General features: G+C 44.6%; 25 protein-coding genes and 1 other RNA gene. 15 read left to right on the plus strand and 11 right to left on the minus strand.

The annotated features are described in order from the left end of the window. Positions 1-73 precede the first annotated feature (73 nt). The 6 genes from ACL934_RS00965 to ACL934_RS00990 all read right to left on the minus strand — a co-directional run bounded on the left by ACL934_RS00965 (position 74) and on the right by ACL934_RS00990 (position 6,690). Positions 74-2,254 (minus strand): glutamine-synthetase adenylyltransferase, encoded by a 2,181-nt coding sequence (locus ACL934_RS00965; RefSeq protein WP_374076825.1) that lies wholly within the window; start codon positions 2,252-2,254, stop codon positions 74-76. A gap of 112 nt (positions 2,255-2,366) precedes the next feature. Beyond that, positions 2,367-3,749: a translocation protein TolB gene (locus tag ACL934_RS00970; RefSeq protein WP_374076827.1), complete on the minus strand. Its 1,383-nt coding sequence runs from the start codon at positions 3,747-3,749 to the stop codon at positions 2,367-2,369. A gap of 14 nt (positions 3,750-3,763) precedes the next feature. Then, positions 3,764-4,591, minus strand: coding sequence for a cell envelope integrity protein TolA (locus ACL934_RS00975; protein WP_374076829.1), 828 nt, complete (start codon positions 4,589-4,591; stop codon positions 3,764-3,766). Further along, complete coding sequence (locus ACL934_RS00980) at positions 4,588-5,004, minus strand: ExbD/TolR family protein (protein ID WP_374080512.1); 417 nt, start codon at positions 5,002-5,004, stop codon at positions 4,588-4,590. Before ACL934_RS00980 ends, ACL934_RS00975 begins: the two co-directional genes overlap by 4 nt. Before the next feature lie 8 nt (positions 5,005-5,012). Further along, positions 5,013-5,750 carry a protein TolQ gene (tolQ, locus tag ACL934_RS00985; protein WP_374076831.1) on the minus strand — a complete coding sequence of 246 codons (738 nt, stop codon included), beginning with the start codon at positions 5,748-5,750 and terminating at the stop codon, positions 5,013-5,015. 73 nt (positions 5,751-5,823) lie between these two features. After that, entirely contained in the window at positions 5,824-6,690 is an 867-nt protein-coding gene (locus ACL934_RS00990) for a hypothetical protein (RefSeq protein WP_374076833.1), read from the minus strand. Positions 6,691-6,885: 195 nt separating this feature from the next. Here ACL934_RS00990 and ACL934_RS00995 point away from each other — a divergent pair, with 195 nt between their 5' ends. From ACL934_RS00995 to ACL934_RS01025, 7 genes are all read left to right on the plus strand, one after another. Continuing rightward, on the plus strand, positions 6,886-7,341 hold the full coding sequence (locus ACL934_RS00995) for an RrF2 family transcriptional regulator (RefSeq protein WP_374076835.1): 456 nt from the start codon (positions 6,886-6,888) through the stop codon (positions 7,339-7,341). Then, complete coding sequence (gene sufB, locus ACL934_RS01000) at positions 7,334-8,785, plus strand: Fe-S cluster assembly protein SufB (protein ID WP_374076837.1); 1,452 nt, start codon at positions 7,334-7,336, stop codon at positions 8,783-8,785. Before ACL934_RS00995 ends, sufB begins: the two co-directional genes overlap by 8 nt. A gap of 3 nt (positions 8,786-8,788) precedes the next feature. Beyond that, complete coding sequence (sufC, locus tag ACL934_RS01005) at positions 8,789-9,541, plus strand: Fe-S cluster assembly ATPase SufC (protein ID WP_374076839.1); 753 nt, start codon at positions 8,789-8,791, stop codon at positions 9,539-9,541. 15 nt (positions 9,542-9,556) lie between these two features. Next, entirely contained in the window at positions 9,557-10,816 is a 1,260-nt protein-coding gene (gene sufD / locus ACL934_RS01010; RefSeq protein WP_374076841.1) for a Fe-S cluster assembly protein SufD, read from the plus strand. 6 nt (positions 10,817-10,822) lie between these two features. Further along, positions 10,823-12,052 (plus strand): aminotransferase class V-fold PLP-dependent enzyme, encoded by a 1,230-nt coding sequence (locus ACL934_RS01015; protein ID WP_374076843.1) that lies wholly within the window; start codon positions 10,823-10,825, stop codon positions 12,050-12,052. Then, positions 12,049-12,609, plus strand: a complete 561-nt coding sequence (locus tag ACL934_RS01020; RefSeq protein ID WP_374076845.1) for a NifU family protein — start codon at positions 12,049-12,051, stop codon at positions 12,607-12,609. The genes ACL934_RS01015 and ACL934_RS01020 overlap by 4 nt, the downstream gene beginning before the upstream one ends. Before the next feature lie 133 nt (positions 12,610-12,742). Beyond that, the gene (locus ACL934_RS01025; protein WP_374076847.1) at positions 12,743-13,159 is read left to right on the plus strand and encodes a hypothetical protein; all 417 of its coding nucleotides are present in this window, start codon (positions 12,743-12,745) and stop codon (positions 13,157-13,159) included. Positions 13,160-13,415: 256 nt separating this feature from the next. Here ACL934_RS01025 and ACL934_RS01030 read toward each other — a convergent pair whose 3' ends face one another. From ACL934_RS01030 to ssrS, 3 genes are all read right to left on the minus strand, one after another. Further along, the gene (locus tag ACL934_RS01030; protein ID WP_374076849.1) at positions 13,416-13,976 is read right to left on the minus strand and encodes a hypothetical protein; all 561 of its coding nucleotides are present in this window, start codon (positions 13,974-13,976) and stop codon (positions 13,416-13,418) included. Continuing rightward, the gene (locus ACL934_RS01035) at positions 13,955-15,913 is read right to left on the minus strand and encodes a hypothetical protein (RefSeq protein ID WP_374076850.1); all 1,959 of its coding nucleotides are present in this window, start codon (positions 15,911-15,913) and stop codon (positions 13,955-13,957) included. The genes ACL934_RS01030 and ACL934_RS01035 overlap by 22 nt, the downstream gene beginning before the upstream one ends. A gap of 155 nt (positions 15,914-16,068) precedes the next feature. Then, a non-coding RNA gene (gene ssrS / locus ACL934_RS01040) (6S RNA) lies at positions 16,069-16,255 on the minus strand. 133 nt (positions 16,256-16,388) lie between these two features. Between ssrS and ACL934_RS01045 the strand changes: the two genes are divergently transcribed. Genes ACL934_RS01045 through ACL934_RS01060 form a run of 4 tightly spaced genes read left to right on the plus strand, consistent with a single transcriptional unit; the run spans position 16,389 to position 19,104 of the window. Continuing rightward, positions 16,389-16,547: a hypothetical protein gene (locus ACL934_RS01045; protein ID WP_374076852.1), complete on the plus strand. Its 159-nt coding sequence runs from the start codon at positions 16,389-16,391 to the stop codon at positions 16,545-16,547. Positions 16,548-16,600: 53 nt separating this feature from the next. Beyond that, complete coding sequence (xseA, locus tag ACL934_RS01050; RefSeq protein WP_374076854.1) at positions 16,601-18,007, plus strand: exodeoxyribonuclease VII large subunit; 1,407 nt, start codon at positions 16,601-16,603, stop codon at positions 18,005-18,007. Between the two features lies 1 nt (position 18,008). Beyond that, entirely contained in the window at positions 18,009-18,233 is a 225-nt protein-coding gene (locus ACL934_RS01055) for an exodeoxyribonuclease VII small subunit (protein WP_374076856.1), read from the plus strand. A gap of 1 nt (position 18,234) precedes the next feature. After that, the gene (locus ACL934_RS01060) at positions 18,235-19,104 is read left to right on the plus strand and encodes a polyprenyl synthetase family protein (protein ID WP_374076858.1); all 870 of its coding nucleotides are present in this window, start codon (positions 18,235-18,237) and stop codon (positions 19,102-19,104) included. Here ACL934_RS01060 and ACL934_RS01065 read toward each other — a convergent pair. Next, on the minus strand, positions 19,101-19,388 hold the full coding sequence (locus ACL934_RS01065) for an XRE family transcriptional regulator (protein ID WP_374076860.1): 288 nt from the start codon (positions 19,386-19,388) through the stop codon (positions 19,101-19,103). The two genes, ACL934_RS01060 and ACL934_RS01065, sit on opposite strands and share 4 nt — an antisense overlap. Beyond that, entirely contained in the window at positions 19,385-19,729 is a 345-nt protein-coding gene (locus ACL934_RS01070; RefSeq protein WP_374076862.1) for a type II toxin-antitoxin system RelE/ParE family toxin, read from the minus strand. The genes ACL934_RS01065 and ACL934_RS01070 overlap by 4 nt, the downstream gene beginning before the upstream one ends. Before the next feature lie 92 nt (positions 19,730-19,821). On the opposite strand from ACL934_RS01070, the gene ACL934_RS01075 reads away from it, so the two are divergent. The 4 genes from ACL934_RS01075 to ACL934_RS01090 all read left to right on the plus strand — a co-directional run bounded on the left by ACL934_RS01075 (position 19,822) and on the right by ACL934_RS01090 (position 25,301). Next, positions 19,822-20,607: a TlyA family RNA methyltransferase gene (locus tag ACL934_RS01075; RefSeq protein ID WP_374076864.1), complete on the plus strand. Its 786-nt coding sequence runs from the start codon at positions 19,822-19,824 to the stop codon at positions 20,605-20,607. Then, a complete protein-coding gene (locus tag ACL934_RS01080; RefSeq protein ID WP_374076866.1) occupies positions 20,576-21,589 on the plus strand; it encodes a patatin-like phospholipase family protein in 1,014 nt (337 codons plus the stop codon). The genes ACL934_RS01075 and ACL934_RS01080 overlap by 32 nt, the downstream gene beginning before the upstream one ends. 8 nt (positions 21,590-21,597) lie before the next feature. Next, positions 21,598-22,917 carry an aminopeptidase P family protein gene (locus tag ACL934_RS01085; protein WP_374076867.1) on the plus strand — a complete coding sequence of 440 codons (1,320 nt, stop codon included), beginning with the start codon at positions 21,598-21,600 and terminating at the stop codon, positions 22,915-22,917. A 239-nt stretch (positions 22,918-23,156) separates the two neighbouring features. Continuing rightward, the gene (locus tag ACL934_RS01090) at positions 23,157-25,301 is read left to right on the plus strand and encodes a Kelch repeat-containing protein (protein WP_374076869.1); all 2,145 of its coding nucleotides are present in this window, start codon (positions 23,157-23,159) and stop codon (positions 25,299-25,301) included. Positions 25,302-25,304 lie beyond the last annotated feature (3 nt).

Below are 25,304 nucleotides of genomic sequence, written 5' to 3' on the forward strand. Positions count from 1 at the left end.
ATCCAAAATACCTTTTTAATATCGATATTTTTCGACATTGTGTCTCCCTGACTTTTGTCCAACCCTTTCACTATTAGTGAGGCTGTCGACGAGGGTCAAGTTCCTTCAAAATGGCAATGTTGCTTGCTAACAACTCAGAAACTTCATTCTGAAGATTTGCAGGTGCGGTAGGAAGCGCTATGGCAAGAGCTTGAAAGGACTCATGATTTGGTTGCAGTTCCACGAGGGATTCTGACGCAACAAGCTGAAGCGTCTGCTCTATTTGACGCAGCCGTTCATAATTTTGTCGAAGTGCAGAGGATTTACCACCTAATTCAGAGAGAAAATCCATCGTATTCCCCGAAGCGGGTTTGATTTTACGGAACAAAAGACACGTTTGCGCAGCCAGTTCCACGTCCACAAGTCCGCCCTCACTGAACTTTAAATTAATCACCGCAGAGGTCGGAAGCAGTTGCTGACGAATGCGATCCAGTTCCTGCAACTCTTCTGTCGTTAATCCGCGACCGATAAAATGCGAAAGGGGAGGTTCACCGCCGCCAATCACGCGAGCTTTTAAGTATGCCTGTCGCTCCCACGCGGAAGCTTCGTTAGCAAGATAGGAATTTAAATCCGCTTGCGGAATCACCAGAGGTCCCGCTTTTCCCGAAGGACGTAAGCGCATATCAATGGAATAAATATTTCCACCGCGATGAGGTTCAGTGAGACGCGTGATAAAACGTTTTGCGACTTTAAAATCATTTTCAGTAGGCTCATCAGGAACAACGAAAATAAAATCCAGATCTGAACGGAAGCCTAATTCTTTTCCGCCCCATTTTCCTAAAGCGAGAACCTGCATCTGTGAAGGATATTCCTTCTTCAGTGCCACCAAAAGATTCTCAACGATAGTATCCGCTGTAGAACTTAAATTCTGAAGAAGTGTCGGAAGATTTTTATCTTCGAGAAACTCACTTCCATTAATAACTTCTGAAAGAAGTCTTTTTTCCGCTAACTCTTCAAGCAAAGTTCCCAAGTCCTCAGAGGGCTTGTCTTGCGCCCGGTAGACAAAGCTATCAAGCAACTCCGGTCGGTTGCACAGAATGCGTGACAGATAAGGGGAGTGGCCAAAGAGCCACGCCAGTTCTTGCAAGAGTTCCTTTTCCCGTAAAAGCATCGCAAAGAAACTCGCTTTCGCGCGCGTGCCATGAATAAAATCTTTTAAAAGCAAAAGCCCACGGCGAATATCACCTTTTTGTTCCTGCAAAGTTTCTAAGAACGCCGCTAAAAAAGCTTTTCGTGCAAGTTCATCGCGACCTTTATTTCTGGATAAAACCTCTTGCCCGAGAATCTCTTGCCATAAATCTTCAAGATCGGATTCCGGTAAGCCCACTTTCTCTAGTTCCTCTTTTAAAGAAACCTCCTGCGGAGCTTCACCCAAAAGGGATTTTACAATCTGATCACAGCGTTTCATTTCAGAGCGCAAACTTTGCACTGCTGTCGCAATAAATGGGGGATGAGTTTCCGTTATTGTTAAAAGATGGGTCTGCTCATCGTTTAAAGCTTGAACGTAATTTTCGAGGCCTCGTAAGTTCCAATAGTGCTTGCACAGAAAACGCGCTTCTTCAGAAGGCAGAAGCTGTTTTCTCTCGATAAGTTCCAAAGCTTCCGTAGTCCCGCGCACCTGAAGGCTTGTGTCGCGTCCGCCGTGAATGACTTGAAGGGCATGAGCAAAGAGTTCAACGTCGCGAATCCCGCCAATGCCAAGTTTAAGATCAATCACATCATCCTGCGTACGAGCCCAATAGTGACCTTGGATTTTAGAGCGCAACGTCTTTAAGTCTTCAAGCAAAGTGAAATCCAGATGCTTGCGAAACGAAAACTTTTTCGCAAAAGCCATCACTTCATTTTGCACTTTCATATCGCCACAAATCGGGCGCAGACGAACAAAGGCCAGGCGCTCCCACGTCTCGCCGTAATTTCCATAATAGTCTTTAAACTGATCTATCGTAGGAATTAAAGGGCCTTGCTTGCCACCGGGACGTAAATCAAAATCCACGCGAAAAACAAATCCTTGAAAAGTTCTTTCCGTCAGAATTTTTTGAAACTTGCGCAGATGGGAAAGAGAGATGGCTTCTTCATTTTCTGCGACCAATAAAATATCGACGTCCGAACTGAGATTGAGTTCCTGAGAACCCAATTTCCCCAAAGAGAACAGCGCCACTTTTTCCTGGGCAAAACAGTAATCGAAAGCTTTTTTAAGAAGTTCGTCGGAGGCCAAGCTCCATTCAAGACAGATTTTGTCGGCGGGCTCAGAGTTGGTCTTTACAGAATGAGCTAAGCGAGACCAAATCTCGCTCCTCTCTTTCCTTAATTGTTCCTCGAAGGGAAGATTAGTCAATGTTGTTAGACCATTTAGGCTTATAGTAGTTGTAGTTGTCGTTTGTTACACGACGCTCTTCCGTTCCATCTACAGTGGAAATGTAAATCTGATTTTTTCCCGTGCGATTGCTTGTGTACATCACAAAGCGACCGTCCGGAGAGAAGGAAGGGTCTTCGTTACTTGCCATGCGGCCGTTGGATTTTTTTGCTGAAGTCAGACGAATCATTCCTGTGCCGTCAGCATTCATCACAAAGATATCAAAGTTGTTATCGCTCTGACCCGAGAACGCGATCTTCTTTCCATCTGGAGACCAAGAAGGAGAAGAGTTAAACACACCCGCAAATGTGATACGTTTTATATTCGATCCGTCGGCATTCGCCGTGTAAATCATCGGACGACCTGCGCGGTCTGAAGAAAACGCAAGTTTACCGTCATTGGACATGCTAGGCTCTACGTTCAAAGCTCCAGAAGGGCCATTCGTGATTTTTCCAACCAGGCTGCCATCCAAAGTCATTTTATAGATATCGGGGCTATTACCTTGAGAGATCGTCAGATAAATATTGCGACCATCGGGAGAGAATGTCGCGCCTGAGTTGATCCCTTGACGGTAAGAAACCAAAGAGCGTTTTCCCGTTGAAAGATCAAACAAAAGCATATCGGCATTTCTGAACTTTGCTCCCACTCTTTTTACATAAGAAGTGTAAGCCACTTTTTTTCCATCCGGAGACCACGCGGGAGAAATAGAGATACTGCGATGACTGGAGATTTGATCGATATTCGCGCTATCCCAATCCATCACAAAGATTTCTTTTGTTTGCGAGCCGGCACGGTCACTGGAAACGACAACGCGAGAAAGGAAAGGACCTTCTTTACCAGTCAAGGCTTTCAAAACGTCGTTAGCAAAAGTGTGGGCGATACGACGAGCGCTGCTCACAGGGCCTTTATACTTTTTGCCAAGAACCAAATTCGCGCGAGGTACGTGGTAAGTGTAAGTTTCAAGAGTCACTTCGTTACCCACAATCGAGAATCCTGCACGGATCAAAAAGTCAGCTCCAATCGCAGACCAGCTTTGGAACTTAAATCCATTGGCTTGCCCTGGCGCTGGCATCAACCCTGTTTTGCTTGTGTCTTCAAGGTAAGCACTTTGATTGATGAATTGAAAATAAGAAGAGACAGAAAGATCGTTGGTGATCGTATTAAATAGCTCTACACCGACAGATTGATATTTAGAAGCACTGGAAGGAGCACCAAAGTATTGGAACGCGGGCATCGCCATCAAACTTTTTTTAGTGCGCGCTTCACCCAATTTAATATAGATACCGTTTTCTTGCGCTTGTGCAAAAAGAGGGAAAAAACTAAACACAAGGAGCAAAGCTAAAAGCTGTTTCATCATTGAGGCCTCCTAAATTATTCTGGGAATCCAATCAGGATTCCGTCTACGGATACGATCGCTAAGAATTTCTCTGGCGGAGCCGGGAACGGAGCGGATCGATCAATAGTTGCTAACACTTCTTCATCGTAACTGGGATTTCCGCTGGATTTAACAATTTTTCGTCCCAAAATATTTCCGCGAGAGTCGATAAACACGCGGGCTTGGGCTTTGAAATCACGTTTTGCTAACCATTCAGGCAATGACCAATTCTGTTTAATATGACCATCTAAATCCGAAGCATAAGTATCATGTTGCAGCTTCGTGAGTCCCGTTAGAGAACTGCCAGGTGACAACACATTGCCTTTGATTTTCTGTGCTCCGGTATCTGATTTTCCGGCACCTGGAGGATTTTTGGTTTTTTCAGCAGCGACGTCTTCTTTAATTTTTTCTAGAGCGGCCATTGCTTTCAGTTTATCCAAAGCATTTTGCTGCTGGGATTTCACTTTTTCTAAATTCACACCGTCGTCTTTTTTTGCAGGAGCTTTCACGGGTTCAGGCTTTGGAGGAGTCAGCGGTTTTTTCTCTGCGACTTTTTCCGGTGGTTTTTCCGCAACAGGATTCTTATCCGGCAGGGAAGGCCTTGCTTCTTCTTTCGCAGGAGGAGGCAAAGTTTTCGGTTCAACTTTGTCAGGAAGTCCGACCATGTCGACACGAACTGCTTGAGTGAAATCAATTTGTTCCGGCGTAAAGAAGACCGTTTTCAGAGTGAAAAAAGAAATGATCAATGCGTGAAGGGCAAAGGAAACCCCTATGCCGCGCGAAAGTTTTTCTTCTTGAGGTGATTCTTGCTCTAAATAATTCACTGGTCTTTAGGAAGTGTGATCAATCCAATGTTAAAGATCCCAGCGGCACGTACTTCTGCCATAGCTTCCGCGACGAAGCCATAATCCACTTTGCGATCCGCTTGGATGTACAACTGTTTGTTCTTTTTATTCTCAAAAATCGCTTTGAGTTTCGGACGAAGCTCATTCATTGCGATTTTTGTTTTAGCGACCGTCATCTTTTGATCGGGACCGATCACCAAAACAAAAGGTTCATCATTAAGTTCAACTCCGGAAGAAGATGTCTTAGGAAGATCGACTTCGATCCCCTGTTGCATCAAAGGAGTTGTCACCATGAACATAATGAGAAGTACCAACATAACGTCCACAAGTGGCGTCACATTGATTTCGCTTAATGTTGCGCGGCTTTTAGATTTGCCGCCTCCATTACCCATTCCCACGATTAGTTTCCTTGAAAGAAGTTTCTCTTCACGATGTTAAGGAAATCCGCGCTGAAGTTATTCAAAGCAATTTCTTGCTTGCGGATGCGAGAAACGAAGTTGTTATACAAAACAACCGCAGGAATAGCGGCTGCAAGACCGATCGCTGTCGCAATCAGGGCTTCAGAGATACCAGGAGCAACTACGGCAAGGCTTGCAGTTCCCGTTTGACCGATCTTATGGAACGAACCCATGATCCCCCAAACAGTTCCGAAAAGACCAATGAAAGGACCGGTACTTCCCGTTGTTGCTAGAACAGTCAGGCGAGATTCCAATCTGGCGATTTCATTTTCCGAAGCCTTGTTCAGCATGCGCTCTAGGTTGTCGAGACCGGACAAGATCGGTTTATCTCCATCTGTTTTTGCAAGAAGGGGAGACTCCGAAATCTTTTTCATTTCAAGGTAAGCTGCTTTAAAAACGCGAGCGATGGAAGAGTCATTATATTGATCAATGTCTTCATAAAGCGTGTCTAAAGAATTTACTTTCCAGAATTTATTAAGGAAAAGTTCGTCGGACTGTCTCATCTTAATGAAGGTTTGATATTTGGACCAACCAATTGCCCAGCAGAAAACAGACAAAACGATCAGGATCATCAACGTAAGTTGAACGATGGGGCTGGCCTGAAAAATAGCATCAATGGAGCTAGTGTTCACTGATACAGAGGGCGCGGCCTGAGCCACGTTGACAAATAAAGCGGACATATCTTGACCTCCGACGTGGGACGCAATTCATCCCTAGAGTAAAAAGATATGCCCAAATGCAGTTGAGTTCAACCTATTGAGCAGGACCTTGGCCGAGAAGACGAAGTAATTCTGGCAAATTCTCCGTGATATATCCATCGGCCTTATGGCGACTCGCCTCGGCAAATTGAGCTTCGCTCTGAATGGGGCCAAGGAAAATTCTTTTATTTCGTCGACGCATTTCTTCGATGATGTCGTCATTGAATGCGGGACGTTTCAAAATTGTGAACGGAGAAACAAAGACGTCACCTTTAAATTGTGTCGTAGGCAAAACATAAAGTGAATCAAACGTCATCAAGCGCATCAAATCCGGAGTGCTTGTTCCGTAAACCCACTCGGGCTTTAATTCTTTAATCGAAGTCATGATGATAAGTGCTTCACTCTGAATAAACGTGCGCTCATTCGGCTTCAAACCCTGGATGGTATTGACAAGCGTTGTGTGTGCGTCAGCGACATTATCCACGATATTTAGAACAAAACGCGTTTGTGGAAACTGCTCGTAGTATTCTTTTAGAGCGGGTGTCGTTTTGTAAAACTCGTTGATCTGTTCCCACGGATATTCCGACAACCTTGCTCCAATCATAATCGGAGTCGTCGGATTTTTTTCCTGCTCTTGGCGTTTCATATCCAAAAATTCTTTGTCGCGAGATGCTGGCAAAATGAAAGGAACTTTTTCGCGGGAAAAACGCACATCAAGCCAGATCACGGCGTCGGGACGCAGTTTCAGAGCTTCTTTTGTCGCATCCAGGGTGTCTGCTTTGACAATAATCAAAGGAGTGGGGCCAGAAAAGAAGGCATGTTCATATAAAGGGTAGTTCTGACCCAAACCCCAAATACGGGCCATCAAGATAAGAACGCCAAGGACAATGAAGCTAGCTACGGTAATGAAAAAGATTCTCATAGGACCTTCGTATAGCACCCTAAGATCTTGAAATCAGCAAATTTTTTCAAAACTTACCTAAAGTTTTCTGTCACAGTCTTAAATACGTTAAAATAAGGCGTATATTACCTTGTTTTTCATTTCGCTTTCGTTTAGAACCGGGCGGTAGCCCGCAGTGTGCAGGGACGCAGTCCCGAAACTGGAGCAGAGAATAATATGAACAAAATCAATCGCAAACTCGAATACGCACTCATGGCTTTAAAGCACATGAGCAAAAAGATTCCTGGAGAACTGACTTCTGCAAAAGAAGTTTCAGATTCTTTCCATACACCTTTTGATGCGACAGCGCGTGTGATGCAACAGATGGCTCAAAAAGGCGGGATTTTGCGTGCCGAATACGGAGCCAACGGCGGATATCAAATCACCAAAGATCTTGCGAAAGTTTCTATTCACGATCTTGTGGAGATTATTGAAGGTCCAACAGCTCTTGTGAAGTGCCTTCATAAAGAGGCTCCTTGTGAAATTCAAGGAACTTGCAACATCGTTTCTCCTATTACGCAACTTAACAACCGTCTCACGGAATTCTATAAAAGCCTGAGCTTAAAAGATCTTCTTGTGGATAAATCATCATTGGCTGGCAAAAAGTCAGCGGAGGCTGAGGCTCATGGATAACAATAAGCCTTCAAACCCACTGGACAGTTACGAATACAAATACGGATTCACGACGGACATTGAAACCGATGCCGTGCAAGTTGGTTTGAACGAAGACATCATTCGTTTGATTTCTTCTAAGAAAAACGAACCTGAATGGATGTTGGAGTATCGCCTGAAAGCTTTCCGTCATTGGGAAACAATGACAGAGCCGACATGGGCGCACGTTTCTTATCCAAAAATCGATTTCCAAGGAATCCGCTACTATTCAGCGCCGAAGAAAAAATCGGACGCGGATAAACCAAAATCTTTGGACGATCTTGATCCTGAGTTGATCAAGACATTTGAAAAGTTGGGAATTCCTCTCTCTGAGCAAAAACGTATTTCTGGTATCGCAGTCGACGTGGTGTTTGACTCCGTTTCTGTGGGAACAACTCACACTGAAGTTTTAGATAAAGCAGGCGTTATCTTCTGTTCTATTTCTGAAGCGGTTCAAAAACATCCAGAGCTTGTAAAAAAATATTTGGGTTCTGTGGTTCCATACACAGACAATTACTACGCGGCTTTGAATGCAGCCGTCTTCACGGATGGATCTTTCTGTTACATCCCTAAAGGCGTGCGTTGCCCGATTGATCTTTCGACTTACTTCCGTATCAACGCGAAAGACACCGGACAATTTGAAAGAACACTTCTGGTTTGTGATGAAGGCGGTTACGTGAATTATCTTGAGGGCTGTACGGCTCCTCAACGTGATGAAAACCAACTTCATGCGGCTGTCGTCGAACTGATTGCTCATGACGATGCAGAAATTAAATATTCCACGGTGCAAAACTGGTACACGGGCGACAAAGAAGGTCGTGGCGGTATCTATAACTTTGTAACTAAGCGTGGAAAAGCCGCTGGAAAACGCTCTAAGATTTCTTGGACACAGGTGGAGTCAGGATCTGCGATCACTTGGAAATATCCTTCGTGTATTTTGCAAGGGGACTATTCTGAAGGTGCTTTCTATTCTGTGGCTTTGACTCACGATCTTATGCAAGCCGATACAGGCACTAAGATGATTCATATCGGTAAGAACACAAAGAGCACGATCATCTCTAAGGGGATTTCCACGGATAAGTCTTCAAACACTTATCGTGGCCAAGTAAAAATCATGCCTTCGGCAGAGAACGCACGTAACTATTCTCAGTGTGACTCTATGCTTGTGGGTGATAAGTGCAGTGCAAGCACATTCCCTTATATTGAAGTAAAAAATAAAACAGCGACCTTGGAACACGAAGCGACGACTTCACGAATCAGTGAAGATCAAATCTTCTATTTGCAATCTCGCGGTCTTGATATGGAAAAAACAATTTCGATGCTGGTGAATGGATTCTGTAAAGAGGTCTTTAAAGAATTGCCTCTCGAATTTGCCGTTGAAGCTGTGAAATTAATCGAAATGAAACTTGAGAATTCAGTAGGATAGAACATGTTAGAAATCAAAAACCTCCATGCACGTGTTGAAGAAAAAGAAATCTTGAAAGGCCTAAGCCTTAAAATCAATGCGGGTGAAGTTCACGCCATCATGGGACCTAACGGTTCCGGTAAATCCACTTTGTCTAAAGTTCTTGCCGGACATCCTGCGTATGAAGTGACTGATGGCGAAGTGAAGTTCGATATCAACTTCCAAATGAAAAACCTTTTGGATCTTGAGCCCGATGAAAGAGCGAAAGAAGGCATCTTCTTGGCTTTCCAATATCCCGTAGAAGTTCCAGGTGTATCTAACTTCACATTCTTGCACACGGCTTTCAACTCGGTTTTACAACACCAAGGTTCTGAACCCATGCCTGAAGGGGAGTTCCGTGAATTCCTCGTGCAAAAACTAAAACTTGTCGGAATGAAACCGGAATACTTGGATCGTCCTGTGAATACGGGTTTCTCTGGTGGCGAGAAAAAGAAAAACGAAATCCTGCAAATGGCCGTTTTGTCCCCGCGCTTGGCTTTGCTTGATGAAACAGATTCCGGTCTTGATATTGACGCTCTTCGTATCGTCTCTGACGGCGTGAACAAGCTTCGTCGTAAAGACAATGCCATTGTTCTTGTGACTCACTATCAAAGACTTTTGGATTATATCAAACCTGACTTCGTCCACGTATTGTACAACGGGAAGATCATTGAAACTGGTGACAGCTCATTGGCGTTGAAACTCGAAGAAAAAGGTTACGACTGGTTGATTAAATAACCGTCGGGAGCAGACATGAATTTACTTTCCACATACGACAGATTTAGTCAAACGAACCCGGCCGAAGGAGCTTTGGCATCTTTCCGCCAGGCGGGTTATGACTATGCTCAGAACAAAGGGCTTCCGACTCGTAAAGATGAAGAATGGCACTACACGAGCGTGAAGGTTTTGAACGATGTGAACTTCATGCCGTCGGCTTTCAACCCTGTTGAGCCAAGCCATGAAACCATCGTCGAGATCAAAAAATATATCAATCCAGCGTTCACCAACGTGGTGTTCTTTAATGGTGTTTTAAATAAAACATTATCTGAGGAATTGCCTGCGGGTTTTACTTTGCGTGAGCTTTCCGAGTATCCCAATCATTTCGATGATACATTTGATGCTTTGAACGGCGCTTATCTTGCAAAACCCTTCGTTCTTTCTTTAGCGAAAGAAACGTCTGTGGAAAAACCTGTGAATTTCCTTTTCTTCACATCCATGGAAGGTGGACCGGCTTTGATGGTTCACCCGCGCATTCGTGTCGAAGTGGGCGCGCGCGCTTCTGTGAAGCTTCTTGAAAGCTATCATGGTAAGACGGGTGTTTCTTATTTCGTAAACTCTGTTTTGGATTTGTCTATCGCCGAAAATGCCAAAGTGTCTTACGTTCGCATTCAAGGTGAATCTCAAAATGCGATCAATATTGGTCGCACGCGCATCTCTTTAGAGAAATTCGCAAACTTGGAAAGTTTGGCTTTTGCCGTGGGTGCAGGCCTTTCTCGTCACACTTTAGAAGTGTCGTTAAAAGGCCCTGGCGCTGATGCCCAAATTTTGGGTGTGTATGCGGTTCAAGGTTCTCAGCACGTCGACAATACCACCTTGATTGATCATCAAGTCGGAGAGTGCAATACGAATCAGCTTTATAAAGGAATCTTGGACGGGGAATCTCGTGCGGTTTTCTGTGGAAAAGTTTTGATTCAAAAAGACGCGCAGAAGGCGAATTCCGCGCAGCTCAATAACAATCTTCTTTTAAGCTCGAAGGCCGAGGCCGACAGCAAGCCAAGCCTCGAGATTTACGCTGATGACGTGAAAGCGGCGCACGGATCGACTGTAGGTCAGTTGAATCGTGAAGAGCTTTTCTATCTTCAGTCTCGTGCAATTCCTAAATCGAAAGCAATCCCAATGCTGAGCTACGGATTTCTTTCGGAAGTGACTTATAAAATTTCCGACGAGAGCATCCAGAAATGGTTGTCTCGCCACTTAGATGAAGCGTTCAGCCACCTTCATCTGAATCGGTAAGAAAGTATGAACAACTTAGATAAAATATTTGCATCAGTTCGTAACGAATTTCCGGCTTTGACCCAAAAAGTTCATGGCAAGAAGCTGACATATTTAGACAGTGCTGCAACGACCTTGAAACCAAAATCGGTGATTGATCGTATTACGCAGTTTTATTCATTTGAAACTTCCAACGTGCATCGCGGCGCCCATTACCTGGGTGATGTTGCAACACAAGCCTTTGAATCGGCTCGTCACAAAGTGGCGGACTTCTTGGGGGCTCGTCAGGTGGAAGAAATTGTTTTCGTGCGTGGAACAACGGAAGGTGTGAATCTCGTGGCAAACTCTTGGGGTGGAACTCACCTTAAAGAAGGCGACGAGATCCTCATCACCGAAATGGAACATCACGGGAACATCGTACCTTGGCAAATGGTTGCAGAGCGCGTGGGTGCGAAAGTCCTTGCGGCAAAAGTTTTAGATAACGGCGAACTCGATTTAGAAGATTTCAAATCGAAGCTTTCTAAAAAAACAAAAATGGTGGCGTTCACGGCGTGTTCCAATACGCTTGGAACGAATACCGACATGGCTCTTCTGACAAAACTGGCTCACGAAGCAGGGGCGAAGGTTTTGATTGACGGAGCTCAAATTGTTTCTCAATCCAAAGTGGATATGAAAGCAATTGATTGTGATTTCTTTGTATTCTCTGCCCACAAAATTTTTGGTCCTTTCGGCTTCGGTGTTGTGTACGGAAAAAAAGAAATTCTGGATGGCATGTCTCCTTACCAAGGGGGCGGCAGCATGATCGCGAAAGTGACTGTGGAAAAAACCACGTACAACGACGTGCCTTTCCGTTTTGAAGCGGGAACTCCGCACGTTGAAGGTGCCGTGGGTTTGCATGCCGCGATTGATTTTGTCGAGCGCATTGGTTTTGAGAATATCCATGCGTATGAAGTGGAGCTTCTTAAGGAAGCCACGGCGAAACTTCAGACCATTCCAGATTTGAGAATATTCGGAACTGCGGAGAATAAGGGCCCCATCCTTTCATTTAATTTGAAAGGGGCTCACCACTCGGACGTGGGGCAGATCTTGGATCAGGAGGGCGTTGCTGTGCGTGCAGGACACCATTGCACTCAACCTCTGATGGCAAGATTTGGCGTGCCGGGAACTGTGCGCGCTTCGTTTTCAGTGTATAATAATCATGAAGATATTGATGCTTTAGTAAAGGCCGTGGCGAAAGCCCGGGAGATGTTGTTATGAGCACCCAAGATGTACTAATTAGAATTCAAGCAACTCCAAATCCCAATGCATGGAAATTTGTATTGGACCGTCCGGTATTGAATGAAGGTAAAGCGACTTACGCTGACGCCAAAGAAGCCGATCAAAGTCTTTTGGCTTCGGCACTTTTTCAAGTGGAAGGTGTTCGTCAGGTTCACTTTTTCCAAAACGTGATCACGATCACACACAACTTCGATGCGGACCCGGAAGAGATTCAAAAAAATGTTTGCTCCGTGATTCAAACTCGTATGCCTGCGCACAACCCGAATCAAACGCAATTCGACGAAAAGAAAATGCGTCGAGCAGGTCTGCCTCCGGAAGTACAACAAATCGAAGAGATCTTGGACCACACCGTTCGTCCGGGCCTTCAAGGCGATGGTGGCGACTTGGATGTTGTGAAGTACGAAGACAATAAACTCTACGTATTCTATCAAGGGGCCTGTGGAACTTGTCCAAGTGCTACATCAGGAACGTTGATGGCGATCGAGGGAATCTTGAGAGATCAATTCAATCCAACGATCGAAGTTATTCCGGTTTAAAAGGTACGGACTTACTTTTGGTAGCAGCAAAGCGTTAAAGTGGCTGAGTCGTTCGAGTCAGCCTTTATCCCAATCTCAATATTTTAGTCTAGGTGGCTTGAGCTTAAGCATCCTTTTTCCGATAAGATCGGTAATGGTCAAAGATCAAATTTTTTCAGCTAAAAATGAATTTGAACTTTATGAAGCGCTAAGAAAAAACGTTTCAGTCGATGATTTTATCGATGGCCAAATAATCGTCGGACATATCCGTCGCGCCTCCGAATCTACATTTATTTTGGATGAAGTTTTTATCCACAATCAAGTGGAAAGAGTCTTTGAGTTTCAGGCAAAATTTCCTGACGAAGATTACTTTTATGTGTTGGACTCCCGGGGAGACTTCGAAGAAATGTCGTTTGGTGGCACTAAGTTTACAGTCACCTTGGCAATAACGGAAGTGTCTTCGTGGGTTCTTCATTTCTCTGTGCTCGAAACAAATAAGGAATTTGATGAGCATATTGAGCGTCAGGTAAAGAGCTCTTTCTCTGCGGTTACAAAAAAGATAACTGGTTAAGTTTTGTAATCAAATAGTCTTTCAATAGCTTTCATGCATATCTCTGTGGGGCGATGAGTCTGCGTTCTAATTTGCTTTCTAAGATGGTTTTTATTGGGATTGGTTAGACCCAAAAGGTTTCTGACAGCGATATATGATTGAATTATTTCAAGGCGATTTATTTCCATGAGAGAGTACGATGGAAATATTATGCCTATGTTAACGAAGTATTAAAATGTAACTAATGAGATGGCGGATACGGCTCTCGGACTAATTATTAGCGGCGGGATTTACCTGTGCCGAGCTGTTCTTCTGCGGCTTTTTTCATTTCAGGAGCAACGGCTTCCCATGTATCTTCAGGGCGACTCGCAATGACAGCGGAGTTGCCCAGAACTTGACTCCCATGAGCACCCGATGCTTGCAGAGAGATCAGTCTTTGCTTTTCTTTGTTAAAACCACTGACAGTGATCTTCAGCTCTACGATCTGACCCATTTTTACATTGGCAAGAGTATCGCTTTTCTCACCGTCAACGATCTGAACGTCTTCTGGCAAAGACCATTCATACGAGAGATCTCCTTGCAGGCTTTGATTCACGAAAATGCGACCTGTAAGATCCACGTCGTCATTGCCTTCTTCGGGCACATGTTCTGGAGTCGCAATCTCTACCTTCAAAAGAGCTAAGTGTTTGCCGACAGGAACTGGAACCCAAGGAATTTTATTTTCTTTCACAGATGATGGAATACGTTTCTTTTCTTTTTCCTTATTCGAAAAGTAGGCGGCGCCTGAGATACCAAAGATAAGACCCAAGACTAGGGTTAAGGCTGTTCTGTTCCGCATTGCTGTGTCCCATTCTTAAATAGTTGGTAAGTGGCAGGCGTGTTTAAAGCCGCTGTCGTTTTATTGTATGCATTGATTTTTACATTCAGAACATAGTAGCCTGCAGGTAGGCCCGCAAGACTGACGGACTCCGAGGTTCCTGCAGTTCGACTTTGTTTGGCAATGTACGGAGTGCTGTAATTCGCGTACCAGTACGTATCTTCGAAATAGACGTAGCTTTGATAATAGAGAATCAAATCTAGATCTAATGATCCCGTGTATGTCATGCTTAAGGTCGTAGAAGAACCGTCGTGATAATAGAGATAAAAATCGTTATTCACTTGTTGATCCGAGCGCCCCACGGTGCTGGTGCCCATGGTTTTTTCAGTGATCCCCTTTGTGAAAGTAAAACTGCAAGCACCATTTTTTAGAAGATAACCATAATCCTGGGTGTGCTTGTTTTGCTTTTCTTCATCCAGAATGTCATCCCATTCTGTACCCGAGACACCATTCATCTCAAGAAGCCAGTTGAACAACCCGCTGTTTGGAAGTGGAAACGTGCTCGATTTTCTTAAGCTAAAAGGCAGAGGATTTGTTTTGTTGAAGCCAGCAGTGTTTTCCCCAGCAAAAGCTTTCCAAATATTTATAAAGGAAACTCCGCCTCCGGGTTTGCCGGTATCATAACTGGAAGCAGTATTACGGGTAGATTTATAGAGAGTTCTTGCAACGGAAACTTCGCGGAATGCTCCAGTGTCTCCAATAGGATCTTGTGCTACGTTATCTGGTTCGCCGAGGCTCGTGCCTACGCCAGCCAAATTAAAAGAGATTCCAATTCCATAAGAACCTCCTTTATATCCATAGGTATCAACATAATAGTGATAGCGTTTGGTATCGGGAATACGATCCTCAAGGGCGCCTTTGAACTTGGCATCCGCGCCTGTTAGGACGGCAGATTGAAGATAGTTTGCCCATCCTTCACTCCAGGCGAGACGAGCGTCAATGACGAAGTTTCCGTTGTGCGATCCACCTGGTGACTCAGAGTTAGCATAGACGTCTTCTAAGAAATGACCGTATTCGTGTAAAATGACAGAGTCATCAAAGTGGTCCGTATCTGAACTCTTCACATCTCCATTTACACCACCAAGAATATAGAGTTTTCTGTCTCCGGGTGAATAAAAAGAAAGAGGTGTTGAGGAATCAAAGTAAGTATAGGGATTAAATCCTGCTTTCCAATAGACCGTGACTTTCTCTGCCACCCACCACTTATTGCCGTCTGTGCTCGGGACTCCTGCTACGTCGCCATTTTTTCCAATGTTGCGACGGACGTATTCATTGGCGAGTAAGATATTGTAGTAGATGTTAAATGCGCCACCTTCGATTTTTGAAGAGGCACTTTCGCTAGCTTCAGCATAAACCGGAGTGCTTGTAAGATCTAGGGTTGTTCCTGCCGTGATATCCGTCGCAGAAATCGAAAAACTCTTTGCAATATTATAGGGGCTATTCGCGTAAATATCTTCAAGGATACTGGCTTTCAGATAGTCGTTGTAGGCTCGAGAAAATACTCTCAGTGTATAAGTGCCGGCGGTTTTTGGAATTTCAAAATCGGCGATCCCACTAGTCGTCGTTTCGCCTTGTTGAATGCGATTTCCTGCGGAATCATAGATATGAAATTCAGCAAATGGAATTGGAATTGCACTTCCTGTTGCGATGACGCTGCTCAATCCATTCGCTGCGCCACCGTTAGGAGTAAAATCCAATTGACGATACAAAAACTTCGCCGACATTTGCACACGCAAACCGTTAGAAATGACTGTGGGTTTTCCATAGTAAGCAGGCTCGGAGGAAGCAGGTCCCTTCGACGCAAAATCGTTGCCTTGAAAACCACCGCCGCCGCCGCAGGCAGAAAGAAGTAATGACAGGATGCTAATAGCAGCCGCTAAAATACAGCGTAAATTCATACTGAACTTATCGGCCTTTAAAATGCATCACTGAACGTGAGAACAGTGTAAAACTTGTTTAAATTTTTTCGAAAATCGACGAAGTTTTTTGCAGGACTGTCTCAACGGGGGATTGGATCTTGAGAAGAGAAAACAGAGTGTCTTAGAGTGAGAAAATAAAAAAAGGTCCGATGGCCACTCTGAAACATAAACCTGTTTTAGCTAAGGTGGGTGACCATTATAACAACTTTAGGCTTCTCAGTACGAGCTGAGCTTGCTCACCATTGTCAGGGACAGTCCCCAAAAATATGCTTGTAAGGTTTAATTTCGATGAGCTTTACGCCGTCGAACCTCTGATTTTTATTCTATCATGTCTTTCAACGCCGTCAATGAAACCGGACTCTTACTTTCTGGCAAAGCTACCGATTAATTGATTATGACGCCAGAAAAGCTAGATTTTATTTTTCCCTTCTTCGTTTTTTTCTATGGACTCCTGATGGTTCTTGTGTTGGAGAACCCTGTCCTGGTGCGTATCGGTCAAGAGCGCATGGGTGAAGCGTTTCAGAACCTTGCCCGTCACAAAACTCTAGGCTGGGTGTGTTTCTTCGTCGGTGGCCTGTGGTCCGCACAAAACGTGTGGTATTCTTCCCTCTAATTTGACTCTGAATGTATTGACTCAAACACGGGAGACCATTAGCTTGGACTCCCATGTCAGACGTACCTAATCAAGCTCTTCGCAAAACTGAAATTTCCGCTCAAGCCAGTCTGGGTGCGATGGAAACGTCGACGCGTGGAAATGAGCCCTCAGTTCTTTCTGTAGAGCAATTGAATATCTACATCAAACAGCTTCTTGAAGGTCAAGTCGGCATGGTGTGGGTGAAGGGCGAGATCTCAAACTTCAAAGCTCATACCTCGGGTCATTTTTATTTCAGCCTCAAAGATGCGAAATCACAAATTACGGCGGTGATGTTTCGTGGTCATAACTCGCGTTTAAAATTTAAACCGACTGACGGCATGGAGGTGATTGTTCGCGGTAGGATCACGGTTTACGAACCGCGCGGCAATTATCAGTTGATGTGCGAGATGATGGAGCCTGTCGGGGCGGGAGCTTTGCAGAAGGCGTTTGAGCAATTAAAAATGAAGCTCAAAGCAGAAGGCCTCTTTGAGGCTGCGAGAAAAAAACCAATTCCAACATTCCCAAGACATATTGCGATTGTGACATCTCCAACGGGAGCAGCGATTCGCGATATTTTAAATGTGCTTTCTCGTCGCGCCAGATCTATTCAAGTCACAGTGATTCCCACAATCGTACAAGGTGAAGCTGCGGCTCCGCAAATTCGTGAAGCTTTTAAAAAGGCAACGGCTTTACCCGGTGTCGATGTTGTGATTGTCGGTCGTGGTGGTGGCTCTATTGAAGACATGTGGTGCTTTAATGATGAGGCACTGGCCCGTTTGATCGCGGCAAGTTCGATTCCTGTGATCTCGGCCGTCGGGCATGAAATTGATTTCACCATTGCTGACTTTGTGGCGGATCTTCGGGCACCAACGCCGTCGGCCGCTGCGGAACTCGTTTCTAAGAGTGCTGGTGAACTTGGAACAAAAGTAAAATCGTTGGAAAGAATGCTGCATCTTTCATTTGAAAAGAAGATGAAGTTTTTAACGGAAAAAATCCGTGGTCTTTCCAAGCGTCTTGTTGATCCACAACGCCGTTTGCAAGATTTGGAATTGCGCAATGACGATCTTTTGAATCGTCTTGAGTTTGCCATGAATCGTCGTTTGTCAGAGCGCCATCATCGCGTGGAACTTTTGACAGAGAAGCTGGGAAATCCTCAAGACCTTATTGAAGAAAAGAAAAAAGATCTGGAATATTTAAAAGCCCGTTCAGAAAAGGCCCTGGTCTTTTCTTTAGAGAAAAAGAACGCGCGCATGTCCCGTCTGATGGCCATGTTGGATAGTATGAGTCCTCTCAAAGTTGTTGAGAGAGGTTATTCGATTGTGACTAAAAATAATGAAGTTATTAAATCAGCCAGCCAGGTGAAAAAAGGTGATGTCATAGATGTGCGCCTTGCCCAGGGTTCGTTGAAAGCTGTCGTCGACAGCGTGAAGGAGGATTAACATGGATTTTGAGAAAAAACTCAGCCGCCTCGAAGAGATTGTACAAAAAATGGAGAAAGGCGATTTGGCCTTGGAAGACTCTTTGAAACTTTTTGAAGAAGGCGTAAAGCTTTCTCGCGAGTGTCATCAACGTTTGAATGAAGCCGAAGCAAAAGTAAAACTTTTGATGTCTATCGGTGCTGACGGCAAACCTGTTGTTACGGATTTCACGCCAGAGGAAAACTAAATTGGACTTGGCTATTCAACTTGAACAAGAGATCGCGGCCCGAGTAAACACTGTGAATCAGTTTGTGGAAAAATACTTATCCACAATGGATCTACCCCAAGGTGATGCGATTTCCGAGTTGAGAAAGTCCATGCTATATTCTGCTACGAATGGGGGGAAACGTTTCCGCCCGGTGCTTTCGTTATTGGTCGCGGAACTCTTCGGCTGTTCTCAAGATCGCATTCTTCCTTTTGCGACGGCTGTTGAACTTATTCATACCTACTCTCTGATTCACGATGATCTGCCTTGCATGGATAACGACGATGTCCGTCGTGGAAAACCTACAAATCATAAAGTTTTCGGCGAAGACTTTGCTTTACTAGCGGGAGACGCTCTCTTGACGGAAGCTTTCTTGTTGATTGCGGAAGGTTACAGCGACACAAGTTTTCTCGTAGGGCAATTGACTCGACTGCTATCGGAAGCAGCGGGAGTTCGCGGTATGGTTGGCGGTCAAGCCATTGACTTGCGTGCAGGACAAAAGAAATTTTCAAAAGAAGAACTGACTCATTTGCATTTACTTAAAACAGGCGCCTTGATCCGTGTGGCCGTCGAAGGTGCCGCTGTGATCGCGGGAGCAAGACCCGCAGACATCGATAGCCTTCGCAAATTTGGTGAAGGCTTAGGTCTTGCGTTCCAAGTGGCTGACGACGTTTTGGATCACGGAGAAAAAGATCAAGACCAACGCAGCTTCACCGGAATTATGGGGCTTGAAGGCACAAAAACTTACCTTGAAGAAATCAGCAAACAGACACGCGCTGAACTTCACAAAGTTTCAGCCGATGCTCCGATGCTTGAATATCTCATCAGCTTTAACTTATCTCGCAACCACTAAGCAGCTTTTGTTTTAAGGGCCACTGTATATTTTAATGCAGACAGGATTTCGACAAGTTTATCAATTGTCATGTGGCCGACTTGTCCGGAATAAATTTTAGAGACACGGTCCTGAGAGAGTCCCGGAACTAGGCTTGCTAATTTTCTTTGTGAAATTTTATTCTCCACACAATGGTTCTTAATGGTGTCTATAAGCTCCATTTTGATTTTAAAAACCTGAATATCTATTCCCCAGTCTTCGGCCAAACGCTCTAAAGATTGAGGTTTCAACTTTTCGTTCTTCATAACTCTATTCTCTTTATTCTATTTCGTATCGTTTCTTTATCTTTTTGCAAAAGCTCTTGAGACTTTTTATGAAAGGCGTAGACGAAAACCAAATATCGACCTTTCAAAAGAGTGGAAACCGCTCGCCAGTTCCCCGTTGAGTCTTTCACTTTGAACTCTAAGATCTTCGTCTTCTTATCAATCTTGAAGATTTTAAAGTCATGTTGATGAAGCCTTTCTCCATTTATAAAGCGCACTACCAGGGAGAAGATGTCTTCCCTAGCGCTCAGTGGAAAGGCGGCTATTTCTTTTTTGAAGCTGGCGGTCTGCACAACCTCTATTGATTGTAAATTTACTATCATATCAACACCATGTCAAGTTGAAGTTTCGTAATAGCGAAATAGAGACCAGTGTTTTTGACTCCTGGATTGCTTTAAATTAAGCTCCAGATCCGATGAACGGAAAATCTACATCTCCAAAATTACGTCTTGATGTCTATCTTGTTGAAAAGGGATTGGCGCAGTCGCGTACTCATGCACAAGAGTTGATTGATGCGGGTCAGGTTTTTCAGTTGGAAGGCTCTCAGAAAAAACTTCTCAAAAAATCCAGCCTTGCTGTTGTCGATGGCATGCAGATCGTTGTTGAAAAAGGCCCGGCAAATCGTTTTGTTTCTCGCGGGGGATTGAAACTTGAAGGCGCTTTGGCGCATCTCAAATTTTCCGTAAAAAATCTCAAAGTTCTTGATGTTGGAATTTCTACGGGCGGATTTACTGACTGCCTTTTGCAAGGTGGGGCCGCACAAGTTTTGGGAGTGGACGTAGGTCACGGACAAGTGAATGCGGAGCTTTTAAAGAATTCGCGCTTGCAAGTTATTGAGGGCATCAATGCGCGCAATCTTTCCCAGGAAGCTGACGTGCTCGCGGCGACTCCAAAGGAAAAGTTCGATCTTATTGTGATGGACGTTTCGTTTATTTCGATCTCTTTGATTATTCCTCAGTTAAGCCAATTTCTTAAGACCGAAGGCCATCTTTTAAGTCTTGTTAAACCCCAATTCGAAGTCGGCGTTGACGGCTTGTCAAAGGGGGGTATAGTCAAAGATGCCTCGTTATATAAAGACGTTGAAGTGCGAGTGAAGGATGTTTGTTCCTCGCAAGGTCTGCATGTGATTGACTACTTTTCTTCTCCGATTCAAGGAAAGGACGGAAATAATGAGTTCTTTGTCTTTGCTAAAAAAGTCTAGTTGGATTTTGCCATTTCTTATTCTCGCAAGCTGCCAAACTTTTAAAACTCGTGACGACATTCGCAAAGCGACTCAGCCAAAATCTTCCGTTCCGCAACAAGGCCCGCACGCTCCACAACCTCCACAAGTGATCGGCCAACCGCCACCGATTGAGTCCGATGAAGAAGAAGTGACGGAAGCCCCAACACCTCCGCCGCCACCAGCTCCGGTGATTCCGTCGATGCCAAGAATTGGAATTATTCTGGGAGCAGGCGGAGCAAAGGCTTATGCCCACGTCGGTTTCTTGCATGAATTGATGCGCGCGAAAGTTCCCGTGCACTCTATTGGTGGTGTTGAGTTCGCGGCTCCTATGGCGGCCCTTTATGCCAATAAAGAACAAGCCAACGATGTTGAATGGCAAATGTTCAAATTAAAAGATGATGATGTTGTTAAGAAGTCTCTTTTAGGTTCTGTTCACAAAAACAATGAAGTGACGGTTCTTAAGGATTTCGTAGGCACGGCTTTTAATCGTGTGAAAGTAGAAGACTTCCGTATTCCTTTTGCCTGTCCTTCGTACAATTTGAAAAAGAACCAGATTTATTTGATGAACCGTGGTGCTTTGGATCAGTTGATGTATCTTTGCATGTCGTATCCGCCGTTCTTTAAGCCTTATCAAAACAGTGTTGCCGGAGTGCGCGATATAACTTCTTTGGCGAACTATCTTCGCTCTAAAGGGGCTAATTATATCGTTCTTGTGAACGTCCTTCAGGCTCCAGGAGGCGGGACACCATATACTTTGGATGCCGCGGCAACAGATAACGTACTATGGAGTGAGATTGCGGGGCTTTATAATAAGCCTTTGCCAGGAGTTGATACTGTCGTCTCGCTTGAGACGGGGAACTATGGTATTATGGATTTCGATAAACGCCGCGAGATCATGAACAAGGGCGCTGAATCAGCCGCTCGTCAACTTAAGACTCTGACTCGCAAATGGGGATTGTAGGAGAACGCATGAGAAAACCCACTTTTGATATGAACGTTTTTGCTGAAAGAAGAAAGAAAGTCGGTCAAGAGATCGCAGGTGGAGCTCTCGTTGTAGCTTCTCATCCTGAACACATTCGCAATCACGATGTGCATTATCCTTACCGCCAAGATTCAAATCTTTTCTATCTCACAGGTTGGGAAGAGCCAGAATCTATTTTGATCTATCGCCCAGGTTTAAAACCAGAAACGACAATGTTCGTGCGCAGACGCGATCCTGAAAGAGAAACTTGGGATGGTTTCCGTTATGGTCCAGAGGGCTGTGAACGCGAATTCAAAGTCGACAAAGCTTATCCAATTGATGAGTTTGAAAAAGTCGCGCCACAACTTCTTAAAGAAGTCGATCGCGTGTACTACCGTCTTTATAAAAATCAAGAGATCGACCACAAGATGCAATCCGTTCTTGAAATGGTGAAGCAAATGCAAGGTCGCACAGGCTATGGTCTTCTTTCTATTCACGATGCAGACACTCTTTTGGGTGAACATCGTCTGGTAAAAGGGGAGTTTGAACTGACGCAGCTTCGTGAAGCTTGCGAGATTTCTGCTCAAGCTCACTTGGCAGCAATGCGTTTCACTCGTCCGGGAGTGACGGAGCGCCAAGTTCAAGGTGTTTTGGCTCATCACTTCTTTATGAAGGGTTCAGCCCGTGAAGGTTACAACTACATCGTGGCTTCTGGAAATTCAGCAACGACATTGCACTACAACTTCAACGATCAAGTCTGCAAAGACGGCGATCTTTTGTTGATTGATGCCGGTGCTGAATACAATTACTACACAGGTGACATCACAAGAACATTCCCAGTTAGTGGAAAGTTCACTGATGAGCAAGCTCGTGTTTACGAAGGTGTCTTGAAAGTTCAAAAGGCTATTATCGATTTTGTAAAGCCTGGCATCGTGTTTAAAGAACTTCACGACATGGGAACTTCTTTACTTACAGATTTGATGTTGGATTTGGGACTTCTTTCAGGTCGCAAAGACGATTTGATTCAGGCATTGGCTCAGAAAAAATATTACCCCCATGGCATCGGTCACTGGTTGGGTATGGATGTGCATGATGCGGGATTGTACTTCAAAAAAGGTGAGCCTCGTCCGATTGAAGCGAATATGTGCTTCACCATCGAGCCAGGTCTTTACATCCCTGCGGAAGACACGTCAGCTCCTCAGAAGTATCGTGGTATCGGTATTCGTATTGAAGACAACATTCGTGTGACTTCAAACGGATCTGAGAACATGACATCTTCTGTTCCAAAAGAAATCGCTGACCTCGAAAAAGTTGTCGGAAAAGCGTAATTGAAAAAGGGGCCAAGATAACTTGGCCCTTTATTATTCGCGAGTAAAAGCAGTCTCTATCATCGCAATCATAAATAAAAAATGAAAGTTATCGAATTCTTGATGTGTATCAAGAGCGTTGAATCGCTAATAGAAAAATGCGTTCACTATTTGTCTATTTTTGCCTCTATCTGAGACAGCGAAGATTTAATCAAACTCCAAACGACCGATAAGTATACCAACTATTAAGGGATGGTATTGTGTACGTTCGTTTGCGTCTTTTTTTAATGTGCCTTTTCGCTTTGGGATGCACGGCCTGTTCTTTGGACGCTGAGCTCTTTAGGAAGGATGGAAGCTCCTTAGAGCCGACGAAACCCATAGGGTTTTCTTCTACAGAACTCACGGAGCTTCTAAAAAAGTTGCGAAAGCAATCTTTGAAGGTTCCCCGCTATCAGCATACAGCGACGGTGCTTGCTGACGGTCGCATTGTTTTCGCAGGGGGAAATATAAGTGATAGCTCTACCATCACAGAAATTTATTCTCCTGATACGGGTGAGTTTATAGTCGGGCCGTCATTGGCGGAAGCCCGTATCTATCATACAACCTCTCTTTTGATTACCGGAAAAGTTCTGATTGCAGGAGGTGTTTCTTCCAGTGCTCTCAACACAAGTGAAATATTTGATCCGCAGACAAACACTGTCTTTGCAGGACCTAACCTTACTACGATGAGGTGGGGGCACAGTGCCACGATACTCAATAATGGAAAAGTCTTTTTCGTCGGAGGATATGACAACAATGGACCTCTAAATTCTTCAGAAATTTATGATCCGAGTAATAATACTTTCACAGTGGGGCCAACGACCTCCATCGTAAGAGCCGGTTCCAGTGCGGCTCTTCTGCCTGACGGAAGAGTTTTGATTGTGGGGGGATATGACTCGGGTTATGTGTCCTCTTCGGAAATATACAATCCTGCGACAAACACTATTACGGCCGGTCCTTCATTGGCTGACGGACGCTCTAATTCCATCGCTCTGTCTTTAGAGAATGGAAAAGTTTTAGTTGTCGGAGGGTCAGGTCAAACAGGATTGTTAACGGCCACCGAAATATATGACCCAGCCACGAATACATTTTCAGCGGGACCCAGCCTGAGCAATGGACGTTCCAGTTTTTCGGCCGCTTCTCTTAGTGCCGGAAGGTATATGTTAGCTGGTGGCGGAGGTGATAACACTCCGTCTGTTATTTCCACGGAAATTTATGATGAAAATACGAACAGCTTCTCCGCAGGACCTAACATGGATCATGAACGACGTTTTCAATCTCTGTCATCGCTGCCCGACGGAAAGGCCTTGCTCGTTGGTGGGGCGGATGGATCTGGGCAGGGTTGGGGAACGACAGAAATTTATTACCCTGAAACAAATACTTTCTCCAAAACGACGACATATAGTGAGCAGCCGATAGGGGGAGCCACTTTCACTCAACTGAACGATCACAAAATTCTCATTACGGGAGGATATTCTTTGGGCTATACTCCCTTAACAGGGACTCTTCTTTATGATTCATCTATCAATACGTTCTCGTTGGGGCCCGATCTTCTCGTGAATCGAACACGTCATAAGGCTGTTCGCTTGAATGATGGTCGTGTATTTATCGCAGGTGGAACGTCTGATTCTACGACGGAAATATACGATCCTTTTACAAATACTATTTCTGTAGGTCCGACTTTACTTGTAACACGAACTGAGTTTTCAATTATTCTACTGCCAGACGGTCGCGTGATGATTTTTGGAGGTCAAGACTACGGTAACTCCTATAATCCTTTGAACACAACGGAGCTTTATGACCCTGTTACAAACTCGTTCTCTGTTGGACCTAACTTCAGCGTGGCCCGTTACGGCGCTACTCCCGTTACTTTATCCAACGGAAAGATTTTGTTTGTAGGAGGCATGAGTGGTTGGACAATTCTTTCCTCTACTGAGCTTTACGATCCTATATCCAACGCGTTTTCTGCGGGACCTTCTTTGAGTTCTGCACGAGAAATTATGACAGTCACCTCTCTTGAAAATGGCAAAGTTTTAATTGCTGGAGGACAGAATAATACAGGTCCTTTGAACACGACTGAAATCTATGACTCTGGCACCAATACTATGACTTCAGGACCTAATATCTCCACAGTGCGTACTTCGCACACGGCCACTCTTCTCCAAGATGGTAGAATTTTGATAGTGGGTGGCTATGGAGGAAATGCGCCTGTTACAACAGAGATTTATAATCCAGCAAGCAATAACTTTTCAGCCGGTCCCGCAGTGAATGATCCGAGGATAGGCCACTCGGCCATTCTTCTATCTAATGGTGCTGTTTTACTTTGGGGTTCATCACCTTACTTAGAAACCATTGATCCGATGTAGAAT

Source organism: Bdellovibrio sp. HCB-110, assembly GCF_047323225.1.
Classification (GTDB): domain Bacteria; phylum Bdellovibrionota; class Bdellovibrionia; order Bdellovibrionales; family Bdellovibrionaceae; genus Bdellovibrio.